Raw genomic sequence first — 13388 nt, 5'->3', positions numbered from 1 at the left:
CATGATTATTCTGATTACCGGTACGCGCACCGGTGTGGGCAGGGCTCTTGCCGAACACTTCCTCGACCAGGGGCACCAGGTCGTCGGGTGCAGCAGGAAGTCGACAGGTCTGGATCACCCGGGCTACCGGCACCACGGGCTGGACCTCACCGACCCGAGCGCGGTGAAGTCCATGTTCCGGGCGGTCCGACGGGAGTTCGGCCACCTGGACGCGCTGGTGAACAGCGCCGGCAGGTCCAACATGAACCACTTCATGATGACCCCGGACAGCGTCGCCCGGGACATCTTCGACCTCAACTTCTTCTCGGTGCTCAGCTGCAGCCGGGAGGGGGCGAAGCTGCTCCAGAAGAGTCCCTCGGGCTCGGCGGCGATCCTCAACATCTCGACGGTCGCGGTGCCCTGGGCGCTGGACGGCCAACTGGTCTACGCGGCCAGCAAGGCCGCGGTGGAACAGCTGACCCGGGTCATGAGCAAGGAGCTGGCCGGCTTCGGCATCCGGGTCAACAGTCTCGGCCTGCCCCCGGTGCGGACCGTGCTCACCCGCACGCTCCCCGAAGGGATGGTCGACTCCCTGATCGAACGTCAGGCGATCAAACGTATGTGCACGATGGCGGATCTCGTCGGACCCGTCGAATTCCTGGTCTCCGAACGGTCGGGGTTCGTCACCGGAGAGACGCTCTTCCTGGGCGGGGTGAACTGATGCGAAGCCAACTCATCACCAAACTTGAGCAGTTCGGGGACCGTCCGGCCGTGATCCACCGGGGGGACACGTACTCGTACCGCGAACTGGTCGCGGAGATCCGGCGGATCGAGGAGCAGCTGGCTGCGGGCGGGGTCCGCCCGCACGAGGTCGTCGTCCTCAACGCCGACTTCTCCTTCCGGTCCGTCGCGGCGTTCCTCGCGCTCTACCTGGGCCGGAACGTCGTGGTGCCGGTCGTGACCTTCACCGAGGGCACCCACGCCACGGTGACCGGCTCCTGCCACCCGAGGCACCTGCTCAAGCCCGACGGGAACGACGGCCGGGGCGACCTCACCATCGAACCCATGGCCGGCGACGCGGCCGAGGCCGAGGCTGCCTACCGGCCGCTGATCGAGGCCGGAGCGGCCGGCCTGGTCCTGCTCAGCAGCGGCAGCACCGGCGCCCCCAAGGCGATCCTGCACAATCTCGACTCCCTGGTCGAGGAGAAGGTCGGCACCCGGACCCGGGTCGGGGCCAAGGCGCAGAACATCCTCATGTTCCTGCTCTTCGACCACATCGGCGGCATCAACTCGCTGCTGGGTGTGCTGAAGGTGGGCGGAACCGCGGTCGTTCCCGAGAAGCGCACGCCGGACGAGATCTGCGCGCTGGTCGAGTCGTACGGCATCCGTCTGCTGCCGACCAGCCCCACCTTCCTCAACCTCGTCCTGATCGGCGGCTACCCCGAGAAGTTCGACCTGTCGGGCCTGCGTCTGATCACCTACGGCACCGAACCCATGCCCGAGGAACTGCTCAAGCGGGTGCACGCGGCGTTCCCGCGGGCCAGGCTGCTGCAGACCTTCGGAACCAGTGAGACCGGCATCTCGACCACCACGAGCGAGTCCTCCAGCAGCACCTACTTCCAGATCTCCGACGAGAAGGTGCAGTACCGCGTCGTCGAGGGGGAACTGCAGCTGAAGAGCCCGACGCAGTTCCTCGGCTACCTCAACTACCCCAGTGACTCGCTCACCGAGGACGGCTGGTTCCGCACCGGTGACCTGGTGGAGGAGAACGCCGAGGGCTACCTCAAGGTCAGGGGCCGCGCCAAGGAGATCATCAACGTCGGTGGCGAGAAGGTCCTCCCGCTGGAGTTGGAATCCCTGCTGCTGGGCAGCCCGCTGATCGCCGACTGCGTGGTCTACGGCAAGCCGAACTCGATCACCGGACAGTCGGTCTGCGTCGACATCCAGCCCGTCGGCGCACTGAGCCGCACCGAGGCGCGCAAGCACGTCCACGAGTTCCTCGACGGGAAGGTCGAGCCCTTCAAGATCCCCAGCAAGGTGCAGGTGGTCGAGGAGCTCTCGGTCTCCGAGCGGTTCAAGAAGAGGAGGATCCTGCCGTGAAGGACGTCGTTCTCCTGGGGGCCGGCAAGTTCGCCCTGGAGGTGGCCCGCTACCTCGAGGACGTCACCGCGGCCGACCCGCAGGCAGGCTACCGCATCCGGCAGTACGTCGCGGTGGCGGGCGAGCCGACCCACGCTCCGGCTGAACTGACCGTCGACCTGGCCGAGTTCGCGCCCGAGCCCGGCAGCCGGGTGCTGCTCGCGCTCTCGGAGGTCGCGCTGCGCCGGCAGCTGATCGACGACGTCATCGCCAAGCACGCCCTGGTGGCGGACAACATCGTCCACCCGTCCTCCCGCGTCGACCCGGCGGCGCTGCGCGGCACCGGCAACATCATCGGCCCCGACAACTACGTGGGAGTGAACACGGTGTTCGGCGACTTCAACGTCGTGAACTACCGGAGCAGCTTCGGACACCACTCCGGCGTCGGGTCGAACAACTTCGTCGCCCCCAACTTCCACTGCGGCAACAGCGTGGAGATCGGCGACGACAACTTCTTCGGGCTCAGCTGCACGGTCGCACCCGGCGTGGAGATCGGCGACAAGTGCCGCTTCCAGGCCGGCCTGACGCTCTTCGATAACGCTGCGACCGGGTTCTCGTACCTCGCGCCGAACCGCGTCAAGTCCCTCAAGTCCCTCTGACCGAGCCACCCGACAAGTCCCCCCGAAGTCCTGCGAGGAGAGCAGTAGTGAAGCGAGCGAAGGTGTCCATCATCGGTGCGGGCCCGGCAGGCTGCGTGGCTGCCCTGACCCTGCACAAGCTCGGCCATGACGTGGAGGTCTTCGAGCGGGACCACTTCCCGCGCTACCGCATCGGCGAGTCGTTCCTGCCCGGCACCCTGTCGATCCTCAACCGGCTCGGCCTGCAGGACAGGATCGACGCCCAGAACTACGTGAAGAAGCCGTCGGCGACCTTCCTGTGGGGTCAGGACCAGGCGCCGTGGACGTTCTCGTTCACCACGCCCCGCACCTCCCCGTGGGTCTTCGACCACGCCATCCAGGTCAAGCGCGAGGAGTTCGACCAGCTCCTGGTGGACGAGGTCCGCGAGCGCGGCATCTGCGTGCACGAGGGCACCGCGGTCACCGACGTCGACATCTCCGCGGCCGACTCCGTCACGCTCACCGTCCGCGAGGGCACCGAGACCCGCACCGTGACCAGTGACTTCGTCATCGACGCCGGCGGCGCGAACAGTCCGCTGGCCCGCCAGCTCAAGGTCCGCCGCTACGACGAGTTCTACAAGAACTTCGCGATCTGGTCGTACTTCAAGCGCGAGGACCCCTTCACCGGTGACCTCAAGGGCACCACCTACTCGATCACCTTCGAGGACGGCTGGGTGTGGATGATCCCGGTCAAGGACGACCTGTACAGCGTCGGCCTGGTGGTCGACCGGTCCAAGGCGGCCGAGGTCAAGGAGCTGGGCCCGGAGCGCTTCTACCGCGAGACCCTCGCCAAGGCCAAGCGCGCCACGGACCTGCTGGGCGACGCGCCGATGGTCGACGAGGTGCGCATCGTCCACGACTGGTCGTACGAGTCCGACCTCTTCTCCCGCGACCGGTTCTTCCTCTGCGGGGACGCGGCCTGCTTCACCGACCCGCTCTTCTCGCAGGGCGTCCACCTCGCCAGCCAGTCCGCCGTCTCGGCCGCCGCCGCGATCGACCGGATCACCGCGCACCAGGACGAGCAGGAGCAGGTGCACGCCTGGTACAACCGCACCTACCGCGAGACCTACGAGCAGTACCACGAGTTCCTCGCCTCCTTCTACACCTTCGCATCCTTCACCGAACCCGAGTCGGAGTTCTGGACCAAGCGCAGGATCAGCGAGGCCGACGACGACCGGCTCAACCGCAAGAGCTGGTTCGAGCGGCTGTCCGCGATCGACCACGCGAGCGAGGACTGGTCCGTGGCCGACTTCCGGGACCGCGCATCCACGATGATCGCCATCGGCCGGCACCAGCGGCAGGAGCTGAGCGACGAGTTCAGCGACGACGAGCTGAACGTCGCCCGGGTCCGCTGGATCAGCCAGCTCACCAAGCAGCTCAACAGCATCAAGCGGCTCCGCTGGAACGGCACCGAGGTCCGGCTCCAGCCGTACTACAAGATCGAGTCGACCAGCTTCCGGCTGGAGCCCAAGCAGGTGCTGGCCAACGAGAACGGTCAGGACATGACCAAGTGGCCGCTGGAGGAGTCCCACCGCGAGGTCTTCCAGACCCTGCTCAAGGAGACCGTCTCCTACAAGGACGTCATCCGTCAGCTCAGCGAGCTCGACCGGCAGGAACTCAGCTCGCAGATCGTCATCCGGCTGATGGAGGCGGGGCTGGTCAGCGGGTTCGACAAGAACGACCAGCCTGTCCTCATCCAGGACCGCCTGCGCTTCGACGGCGTCGGCGTCGAGTACGAGGTGTGACCATGGCACAGAACCCGACGTACGTGTTCCTCGCGGGGATCGACAACTCCGGCCCCGACCACTGGCAGCGGCAGTGGTACGAGCGGTCGGCCCAGAACAGCGTGTGGGTCGAACACGACTCCTGGGACCGCCCCGTCCGGGACGCGTGGGTGAAGGACCTCGCGGACGCGCTCGCCGCGGTGCAGGGCCCCAAGGTGGTCATCGCCCACAGCCTCGGCTGCACGCTGCTCGGCGAATGGGCCGGTGAGCACCCCGAGGCGGCCGGGGACCTGACCGGCGCCTTCCTGGTCGCGGCCCCGGACCCCGACGGGGAGAACTTCCCCGCTGACGCGGAGGGCTTCAGCGCGGCCGCGTACCGCGGCGCACTGCCCTTCCCGGTCACCGTGGTCGCCAGCGCGGACGACCCGTACAGCAGCGTGGAGCACGCCACGGGGGTGGCCGAACGCCTCGGCGCCACCCTGGTGAACGTCGGGCCCAAGGGCCACATCAACTCCTCGGCGGGCCTGGGCGACTGGGCAGAGGGCTGGACCCTCTTCCAGCAGCAGCTCGCCGGCTGACCAGGACACCGTCCCCCGCACCCGCCGAAGGGTGCGGGGGCCACGTCCGACATGCGGCTGCGCACCCGGCCGCACAGGGCGCCGCGCCGGACACGGCGCGGCGCCGCACCACCAGCGGAGCGCTTGGCAGGGGGAGCGACGCACGATGGAACTCGTTCACGCGGAGTCGACCGACCGCGGCGCGGCGTACGCGTACTGGAAGACCGATCTTCACCGCCCGGAAGTGCTGGTCTGGTCGGGCCCGCACCGGGTGACGGCCACCTTGGAGGAGCGCGGCGCGGACGGCACCCTGGTGCTGTCCGTCCCCGAGCCGCAACGGCTGGCCGTCCTGCGGCCCGGCCGGCGGCTGGCCATCGCCTTCCGGGCCGACGCCGCCCGGCTGCGGCGGCGCCGACTGGTGCCGCTGTTCACCACCGACTACAGCCTGGACGAGCAGGCCGGCCGCATCGTGGTCCGCCTGTCCGCAGGCCTCGGCGCCCACCGGACGCGGCCACTGCCCCGGCCGATCCCCGCCCGGCTGGACAGCACCGTCCTGTTCGGCCGCCGGCAGGAGGTCGAACTGCTGCGACTGTCGCCCTACCAGGGGCAGTTCACCACCGACGACCCCGGCCGCTGCCTCGCCCCCGGGATGGCGGTCGTGCTCGACGCCTGGCTGCCGTGGCTCGGCCACTGGCGGCTCACCGTCCAGCTGACCGACTGCCGCCAGGAGGCGGCCGCCACCCGGTTCGGCTTCCGGATCGTGGACCGGGCCTCGATGCGCACCAGCGCGACCGTGCTGGCCGGGACGGACCCGGGCTTCGGGTTCGCCGAGCTGCGGGACACCGGCGTGCGGCCCTCCCTGATGACCCGTTACCTCTCGGTGCGCACCGTGGCCGACGACCTGACCTACCGTCAGGCCCTCGACGTGCGACTGGCCGGCAACCAGCGCTTCGGCCGGCTCGCCGGCGTGCAGGACACCACCGAAGTGGCCGACGAGCTCGACGCCCACGCCGTCACCTTCCTGTGCCTGCTGGGGGAGAAACCGGTCGGCACCGGCCGGGTCGTGGTCAACGGCGGGGACCGCGCCCTCAGCGAGATCGAGACCGGCACCGTCGGCCTGCCCCTCCACATCTGGCGCGGCCGGTTCGTCGAAGTGTCCCGGCTGGCCATCGACCCCGCGCACCGCGGCGCGGGCGTCGTCCTCGCGCTCTTCCGGGAGACGGCCCGACTGGCCTTCAACCTCGACTGCCGCTACCTGGTGCTGGACGCCATCGAGAAGCTCGTCCCGGCCTACGAGCGGATCGGCGGCAAACGGCTGCCCATCGTCAAGACGCACCCGTACAGCAAGGAAACCGTGCACGTCATGGCGATCGACATCGGGCAGGAGCTCGGGCGGCTCGGCCGCCGGTGGCTGCCCTGGCAGGTCGTGTTCGGGCCGGTGGTCGACCACCACATGCGCACCTCCTCGCCCGACGCCCTCACCCGGCTCGTGCGCGGTCCCAGGACCGCCCTGTTCTGGGTGAAGCGGACCGTCAGCCGCCTCCACTGAGCGGTACACCCGTCCCGACCGCCGTATCCCGCCAAAGCCCTGCCGGCACGTTCCAGTGAGGACCCCTCCGTGGCCGATCGATCCCGTCCGTGGCCAGCGCTGATCGCACTGATCGTCGGCTACTTCATGGTGGTGCTGGACATGACCGTGGTGGCCGTCGCCAACCCGGTCATCATGAAAAGCCTCCGAACCGACGTCAGCTCCCTCGTCTGGGCCACCAGCGCCTACCTGCTCACCTTCGCCGCGCTGCTGCTGCCCGCCGGCCGACTCGGTGACCACGCCGGCCCCAAGCGGGTGTACCTCGCCGGAATCGCCGTGTTCACCGCCGCCTCCCTGGCCTGCGGCCTGGCCCCGTCCATCGGCGCGCTCATCGCCGCCCGCGCCGTCCAGGGCATCGGCGCGGCCCTGGTGACCCCGCAGACGATGGCAGTGATCACCCAGACCTTCCCACCCGAGCGCCGAAGCGCCGCGATGAGCCTGTGGGGCGCCGTCGCCGGCCTCGCCAACCTGGCGGGCCCCCTGCTCGGCGGATTCCTGGTAGACCAGGCCGGCTGGCAGTGGATCTTCTACGTCAACGTCCCCGTCGGGATCGCCGGATCCGCCCTGGCCGTCCGGTACGTGCCGACGCTGCCCGCCCACACCCGCCGGTTCGACCTGACCGGCCTCGCCCTCAGCAGCACCGGCATGTCGCTGCTGGTCCTCGGCATCCAGGAGGGCGGCAGCCACGGCTGGACCTCCTGGTCGGCCGCGGGCGGCGTCGCGGTCCTCGCCGCCTTCGTCGCCCACCAGCACCGCACCGCGACCGACCCACTGCTGCCCCTGGGCATCTTCCGCGACCGCGCCTTCGCCGCAGCGGCCCTGGCCGTCGGCCTCGCCGCCGCCGCGGTCGCCGCCGTGATGGTGCCGCTCTACCTCTACCTCGAGTCGGTGCGCGACCTGCCCGGCACCAGGGCCGGACTGCTGCTCGCCCCCATGGCACTGCTGGCCATCGTGTTCGTCCCGATCATCGGCCTGTTCGGAGACCGGCTGCACCCACGCGTCGCACCCGTCACCGGCCTCGCGCTCTTCGCCGCCACGCTCGCCGGATTCTCACTGCTGATGACACCCCACTCACCTGTCGGCCTCTTCCTCGTCGCAGCCGCAGTGGCCGGCCTCGCCAACGCCTGCATCTGGCCCTCACTGGCCGTGGCCGCCACACTCCGGCTCTCCCCCAAACAGGCCGGTGCGGGCGCAGGCGTCTACAACGCGACCCGCCAACTGGGCTCCGTCCTCGGCAGCGCCGCCGTGAGCGCCGTGGTCGCCTCCCGGATGTCCGCCCGCGGCCTGCCCGCCGACCTCGCCGCAGGAAGCGACGGCAGCACGGCTGTCCCCGTGGCGCTCAGACCCGCCTTCGGCAGCGCCCTGGCGGACGCCGTCTACCTGCCAGTTGCCCTGCTGACCCTCGGCGCGCTCGTCGCCGCGCTGATCGTCCGCGCCAAGCGTCCGGCCCCACCGGCCCGGCCCGTAACCCCCGCGGTGGTGAACTCGTGAACAGCCCCACGGCCGTCCATTTCTTCCTCAGCGTGTCCGTCCTGCTGGCGGTGGCCAAACTCTTCGGCTCCCTCGCCCGCAGAGCACGCCAGCCCGCCGTCGTCGGCGAAATCGTCGCCGGCGTCTGCTGCGGCCCCCTCCTCCTGCCCGCGTCGGTGCGCCACACACTGGTACCCCCTGATGTCCAGCCCCTGCTCGGCGCGCTCGCCGCGCTGGGCCTGGCCCTGTTCATGTTCGTCCTCGGCTACGAGCTGGAACACACCCTCCTGCGCGGACTGCGGGGCAGCGCGCTCGGCGTAGCCGCCGGGTCGGTCACGGTACCGCTGGCCCTGGGCATCCTCCTCGCCCTGCCGCTGGCCAAGCAGTACGCCCCCGGATCGAAGACCGGCTTCGTCCTCTTCCTCGGCATCGCCATGTCCGTCACCGCCTTTCCCGTCCTGGCACGGGTGCTCGCGGACCGCCGGCTGACCGCCACCCCCATCGGAGTCCTCGCCCTCGTCTCCGCAGCCTTCGGCGACCTGGTGGCCTGGATCACCCTGGCCGGCGTCGTGGTGCTGTTCGGCACCACCCCGCAGTGGCGGATCAGCCTGCTGCCCGTCTACGTGCTGGTCCTGCTGGTCGTCGTGCGACCCCTGCTCGAACGGCTGCTGGGCCGCCGAACCGACGGCGCCGGCGACCGCCTGCCCCCCACCCTGTTCCCGCTCCTCGTCGTGGGCCTGCTGACGTCCTGCGCAGCCGCGGAATGGCTCGGCGTGCACTACATCTTCGGCGCGTTCGCCTTCGGCGCCGTCATGCCCCGCAGCGGGTTCGAGGACCTGCGCCGACACGTGACCGAACGCGCCAACCACATCGGCGCCCTGCTGCTCCCGCTGTACTTCGTCGTCGCCGGTCTGAAGGTCGACCTCCACGGCCTCGGCCCCGCCTCCCTCCTCACGCTCACCCTCATCCTCCTGGTGGCAGTGGCCGGCAAGGCCGCCGGCGTGTACGGCGGAGCCAGGCTCTCCGGCGTGGACCCGCGCCTCGCACTGCCGCTGACAGCGCTGATGAACATGCGGGGCCTGACCGAACTCGTCATCCTCTCGGTCGGCCTCGAACTCCACCTGATCAACAGCACCGTCTACTCGATGATGGTCGTCATGGCCGTGGTCACCACCGCCATGGCAGGACCGGTCCTGGACACCAGACGCTTCGCCATCGCCGCCCAGCCGGCCGACGACGTCCCACCGCTCCCGCAACAGCCCCGCACGGCACGGGAGTCCGACAAGGAACTGACGGAAAACAGCCGATGAACCTGAACGAGCACGTCTTCGACTACTGCGAGCGGACCACGGCGGCCTTCTGGTCCGAGCCGGTCAACGCGATCAGCAACGCCTCCTTCCTCCTCGCCGCCTGGGCGATCTGGCGGATGCTCGCCCCGGACCGCGCCGCCGGCCGCAGAACACCCGTCAGCATCGCCTTCACCACACCCCTGATGGTCTGCATCGGCCTGGGCAGCTTCGCCTTCCACACCATCGGCACCCGCTGGGCCCAGGTCCTCGACGTCGCACCGATCGGCCTCTACGTCCTGTGGTACCTCGGCAGCTACCTGCTCTGGTTCCACCGCCGGCCCATCAAGCAAGCCCTGCTCGGCGTCGGCGCCTTCATCGTCTTCCTCGCCCTGTTCATAGCCGTCGCCGGCCCCTACATCCCCAACAAGTCCGGCACCTACATCCCCGTCCTGCTGCTCCTGATCGGCATCACCGCAACCCTGCGCCGCTCGCCCGACGCCGAACTGCGCCCGTACGCCGCCCCGTTCGCCTGGTCGACGCTCGTGTTCGCGATCTCCCTGACCGCCCGCACCCTGGACGAGCGCGTCTGCGGAGCACTGCCCACCGGCACCCACTTCCTCTGGCACCTCGGCGACGGCCTGCTCGTCTACCTGACCTCCCGCACCCTCATCAACCACTGGCACGCCCGGACCGCCACCACCCACACCCAGACCGCGGACCCGGCCGGCACGGCACAGCCCGTCAGCCCGTGACCCCACCCCCAACACCACCCCGCCCCGGCGACTGCCACCTGTGGGCGTGGCCCGTCACCTCCTCCCCGACCCTGCGCACACTGCTCACCCAGGACGAAGCCACCCACGCCGACACACTCCCGCCCGGACCCCCGCGCGCCACCTACACCACCTCGCGCGCCCTCCAACGCACCCTGGCAAGCCACTACCTGGGCATCCCCGCCCACCAACTGCACATCGACCGCACCTGCCACCACTGCGGAGCAGCACACGGCCGACCCCGCCTCCCCGCAGCCATCGGACAACTCGACTACTCAGTCGCACACACCCGCCACTGGGTACTCGCCGCCGTCGTCTCCCAAGGCCTCATCGGCCTCGACATCGACACCACACCCGACCCCCAGACCACACGCCGACTGTCGCGCAACACACTGACCGTCTCCGAGCAGCAGGAACTGGCCCGCCTGCCCGAAGCGGCGCGCGCGGCCGCCTTCGTCCGGCTGTGGACCCGCAAGGAAGCCGGCAGCAAACTGACCGGCCACGGGATCGCCGCCCGCTTCGCCCACCTGGACGCCGCCGGACCAACGCTGCGCCCCGCCGGAGACCTGCCCGCCGGCTGGCCGCAGGACGCCGTCCACCTCCACGACCTCCCGCCCAGCGGCCCCCTCGGCACCGGCCACCACGCCGCACTCGCCACCACGAGCCGGATCGAGCGGATCCTGCTGCCGACGGCCTGGGAACAGGATCCGCATCCGCTCGGGCCGCACTACACCGTCAGCACCTCGGCCAGCTCCACCAGATCACGCACACCATAGGTCGGCCGAGACATGCTCAGCGGGTAGTCCGCCGCCCCGTCCCGCCGCAGCCACGCCCCGCCCAGACCCGCCCGCTGCGCGCCGTCGATGTCCCAGGGGTGGACCGCGACCATCAGAGCCTGCTCCGGGCGCACCGCGGCCCGCTCGACCGCGTAGCGGTAGGCGGCCGGCGCCGGCTTCCAGCAACGACTCCCACCCACGTCCAGCAGCGCCTCGAAGCGGTCCGCCACACCCGCCCGCTCCAGCAACCGCCTAGTCAGGGCCGCATTGCCGTTGGTCATCGTCACCAGCCGGAATCCGGCGTCGCTCAACCGTCGCACGCCGTCCGGGACATCGGGGTGCACGTCGAGCTCGGCCAGTCCGTCCAGGATGTGCCGGGCGCTCTTGTCGAGGTCACCACTCCACCCCGGCACGGTCGGCAGCAGCGTGCGGAGGCCGTCCAGGGCGAGGCTCGCGAAGTCCGCGTAGGCCCCCGCCGCCGTCAGCGCGAACCCGTCCCGCAGCACCCCCGCGAACCAGGTCGGCATCAGCGTGCCGGGCGCCCCGATCTCCTCGAACCGGGCGCTGAGGGCGGTGAAGTCGCTGAGCGTCTCGTTGACATCGAAGACCAGCACCGACCGGGCCCCGTGCGTCGTTGCGGACATGGTCTCCTCCTTTGGCCATGGGCCCGCAAGTCGGCGAGGCCGCAGGGGACTTATACCCAGGCGGGGCGGAAGATCCTCAGGCGGGCGGGGATCAGTGCTTGGGGCCGATGTGACGGTCGAGGAGGGCGACGTCGGGGGCGCGGGCGATGGAGATGTTGGTGCCGCCGTTCTGGTGCCGGGCGGCCTTCCAACGGATGCCGACTGCATCGAGGGTGCGGGTGAAGAGACCGATGATGTCGGAGGACTTGTTGGTGAAAAAGTACCGCGGGTACTCGTACCGCTTCGGGACGCCGTTGACCGTCTTGCTGGTCCAGTTGATGATCCGGCAGCCGTCGGAGTGGAGCAGGCCGCGCAACAGGCCCCAGGGGTGGGCGTCCACGATGGTCTGTTGCCATGGTTCGAGGATGATCGGCCGCTCGTGCTTCTTGCCGGGGCCGTGCTGGGGGAAGAGGCAGGGCAGGTGCTGGGAGTAGATCTTGACGTCGTGGCACCCGGTGCGGCGGACGCGGAAGGGACTGTTGGTCGGCAGGACGTCCCGCATGGCCTGCTCGACGGTGTCCATGTGTCCGGGCCACTTGTCGTCACAGGTAACGGCGAGGTGGAAGTAGCGACGCCCCTTGGGCTGCAGGATGTGGCCGTCGCCCAGGTACAGGCCGAGCAAGTAGGAGTAGGCGGGCTCGTTGAGCTGGTCCCCGTAGTGGGTGGGGCACACTGAACGCTTTCTGCCAGGATTCTCGCCCCGCCTGGCGCGATCCCCGAATTTCCACGAGCCGACAGTGCCATTCGGCACTCCGAGTCGACGCGCTGCGTCAGCGTTGGGGGTTCCGTCTCGAAGCAGCAGAAGAGCTTGTTCGCGCAAGGACCGAGTCACGCACGCCAGAGTGCGGTGAATTGGCCGCGACGATGGCACTTCATCGCACGAGCCACTCGAAGTGGTGAAGATCATCCAACGGTGGATGACCTTTGAATTCAAGGAAAAGTACCCCGGGTGGGATTCGAACCCACGCTGTCGGCGGTTTGAGCGCCGTGCCTCTTCCGCTGGGCTACCGGGGCATCCTCAGATCCGAAGGTTTCCCTCGACCCTGTGGGCCTCAAACATACCGTGTCTAGGTACCCTCATGCATGCAGCCCCCGCCGGAAGAGGAGTCACGTGAGCACCGCCGACGAGCAGCCCCAGGCGCTTGAGACCGACTCGCCCCAGATCACCCGAATTGTGATTGCCGAGGACGAGGCGCTGATCCGCCTCGACCTCAAGGAGATGCTGGAGGAGGAGGGGTACACCGTCGTCGGGGAGGCCGGGGACGGGGAGACGGCAGTGCGGCTGGTCGAGGAGCTGAAGCCGGATCTGGCGATCATGGACGTCAAGATGCCGGTGCTGGACGGCCTCTCGGCGGCGGAGCGGATCCACGAGGCGCAGCTGGCGCCGGTGCTGATGCTGACGGCGTTCTCGCAGCGGGAGTTGGTGGACCGGGCGCGGGATGCGGGGGCGATGGCGTACATCGTGAAGCCCTTCTCCAAGTCCGATCTGGTACCGGCGATCGAGATGGCGGTGTCGCGGTACACCGAGATGCGGGCGCTGGAGGGGGAGATCGCTGATCTGACCCAGCGGTTGGAGACGCGCAAGCTGGTGGACCGGGCGAAGAGCGTGCTGCAGACGAAGTTCGGGTTGACCGAGCCGGCTGCGTTCCGGTGGATCCAGAAGACGTCGATGGACCGTCGGATGACGATGGCGGCGGTGGCCGAGGCGGTCATCGAGGAGGGCGAGGCCCAGGACCGCAAGAAGGCCGAGGAGCAGTAGGCCGGGGGAGCACGGCACACGCCGCAGGGCCGGTCAC

13 protein-coding genes and 1 tRNA gene are annotated in these 13388 nt (G+C 69.6%); 11 read left to right on the top strand and 3 right to left on the bottom strand.

Going from position 1 to position 13388, the window contains the following annotated elements; genetic code table 11:
- Window position 1 precedes the first annotated feature (1 nt).
- From C7C46_RS02855 to C7C46_RS02810, 10 genes are all read left to right on the top strand, one after another.
- Window positions 2–700, top strand: coding sequence for an SDR family NAD(P)-dependent oxidoreductase (locus tag C7C46_RS02855; RefSeq protein WP_110665274.1), 699 nt, complete (start codon window positions 2–4; stop codon window positions 698–700).
- Window positions 700–2079: a class I adenylate-forming enzyme family protein gene (locus C7C46_RS02850; RefSeq protein WP_110665272.1), complete on the top strand. Its 1380-nt coding sequence runs from the start codon at window positions 700–702 to the stop codon at window positions 2077–2079. The genes C7C46_RS02855 and C7C46_RS02850 overlap by 1 nt, the downstream gene beginning before the upstream one ends.
- Window positions 2076–2717 (top strand): DapH/DapD/GlmU-related protein, encoded by a 642-nt coding sequence (locus C7C46_RS02845; protein WP_110665270.1) that lies wholly within the window; start codon window positions 2076–2078, stop codon window positions 2715–2717. The genes C7C46_RS02850 and C7C46_RS02845 overlap by 4 nt, the downstream gene beginning before the upstream one ends.
- Before the next feature lie 47 nt (window positions 2718–2764).
- Window positions 2765–4480, top strand: a complete 1716-nt coding sequence (cmlS, locus tag C7C46_RS02840; protein ID WP_110665268.1) for a chloramphenicol-biosynthetic FADH2-dependent halogenase CmlS — start codon at window positions 2765–2767, stop codon at window positions 4478–4480.
- Window positions 4481–4482: 2 nt separating this feature from the next.
- Window positions 4483–5037: an RBBP9/YdeN family alpha/beta hydrolase gene (locus C7C46_RS02835; protein WP_110665266.1), complete on the top strand. Its 555-nt coding sequence runs from the start codon at window positions 4483–4485 to the stop codon at window positions 5035–5037.
- Window positions 5038–5182: 145 nt separating this feature from the next.
- Complete coding sequence (locus C7C46_RS02830) at window positions 5183–6565, top strand: GNAT family N-acetyltransferase (protein ID WP_110665264.1); 1383 nt, start codon at window positions 5183–5185, stop codon at window positions 6563–6565.
- A gap of 69 nt (window positions 6566–6634) precedes the next feature.
- Complete coding sequence (locus C7C46_RS02825) at window positions 6635–8095, top strand: DHA2 family efflux MFS transporter permease subunit (RefSeq protein ID WP_110665262.1); 1461 nt, start codon at window positions 6635–6637, stop codon at window positions 8093–8095.
- Window positions 8092–9384 carry a cation:proton antiporter gene (locus tag C7C46_RS02820; protein WP_220040547.1) on the top strand — a complete coding sequence of 431 codons (1293 nt, stop codon included), beginning with the start codon at window positions 8092–8094 and terminating at the stop codon, window positions 9382–9384. Before C7C46_RS02825 ends, C7C46_RS02820 begins: the two co-directional genes overlap by 4 nt.
- The gene (locus C7C46_RS02815; RefSeq protein ID WP_110665260.1) at window positions 9381–10115 is read left to right on the top strand and encodes a ceramidase domain-containing protein; all 735 of its coding nucleotides are present in this window, start codon (window positions 9381–9383) and stop codon (window positions 10113–10115) included. The genes C7C46_RS02820 and C7C46_RS02815 overlap by 4 nt, the downstream gene beginning before the upstream one ends.
- Window positions 10112–10909 (top strand): 4'-phosphopantetheinyl transferase family protein, encoded by a 798-nt coding sequence (locus C7C46_RS02810; protein ID WP_181442155.1) that lies wholly within the window; start codon window positions 10112–10114, stop codon window positions 10907–10909. The genes C7C46_RS02815 and C7C46_RS02810 overlap by 4 nt, the downstream gene beginning before the upstream one ends.
- Here the strand turns inward: C7C46_RS02810 and C7C46_RS02805 are convergent.
- From C7C46_RS02805 to C7C46_RS02795, 3 genes are all read right to left on the bottom strand, one after another.
- Window positions 10861–11553 carry a haloacid dehalogenase type II gene (locus C7C46_RS02805; protein ID WP_110665257.1) on the bottom strand — a complete coding sequence of 231 codons (693 nt, stop codon included), beginning with the start codon at window positions 11551–11553 and terminating at the stop codon, window positions 10861–10863. The genes C7C46_RS02810 and C7C46_RS02805 overlap by 49 nt on opposite strands.
- A gap of 91 nt (window positions 11554–11644) precedes the next feature.
- A complete protein-coding gene (locus tag C7C46_RS02800; protein ID WP_342775361.1) occupies window positions 11645–12265 on the bottom strand; it encodes a helix-turn-helix domain-containing protein in 621 nt (206 codons plus the stop codon).
- Between the two features lie 268 nt (window positions 12266–12533).
- Window positions 12534–12606 (bottom strand) — tRNA-Leu (locus C7C46_RS02795).
- 97 nt (window positions 12607–12703) lie between these two features.
- Between C7C46_RS02795 and C7C46_RS02790 the strand changes: the two genes are divergently transcribed.
- The gene (locus C7C46_RS02790) at window positions 12704–13351 is read left to right on the top strand and encodes an ANTAR domain-containing response regulator (RefSeq protein ID WP_110665255.1); all 648 of its coding nucleotides are present in this window, start codon (window positions 12704–12706) and stop codon (window positions 13349–13351) included.
- The last annotated feature ends 37 nt before the right edge of the window (window positions 13352–13388 follow it).

This window comes from Streptomyces tateyamensis (genome assembly GCF_003205575.1).
Lineage (GTDB): Bacteria > Actinomycetota > Actinomycetes > Streptomycetales > Streptomycetaceae > Kitasatospora > Kitasatospora tateyamensis.
This window is presented reverse-complemented; position numbering and strand designations above follow the sequence as displayed.

Coding starts and splice junctions, on each gene's coding strand:
- C7C46_RS02855 (WP_110665274.1), top strand. CDS start 2: ATGATTATTCTGATTACCGGTACGCGCACCGGTGTGGGCAGGGCTCTT.
- C7C46_RS02835 (WP_110665266.1), top strand. CDS start 4,483: ATGGCACAGAACCCGACGTACGTGTTCCTCGCGGGGATCGACAACTCC.
- C7C46_RS02850 (WP_110665272.1), top strand. CDS start 700: ATGCGAAGCCAACTCATCACCAAACTTGAGCAGTTCGGGGACCGTCCG.
- C7C46_RS02830 (WP_110665264.1), top strand. CDS start 5,183: ATGGAACTCGTTCACGCGGAGTCGACCGACCGCGGCGCGGCGTACGCG.
- C7C46_RS02815 (WP_110665260.1), top strand. CDS start 9,381: ATGAACCTGAACGAGCACGTCTTCGACTACTGCGAGCGGACCACGGCG.
- C7C46_RS02805 (WP_110665257.1), bottom strand. CDS start 11,553: ATGTCCGCAACGACGCACGGGGCCCGGTCGGTGCTGGTCTTCGATGTC.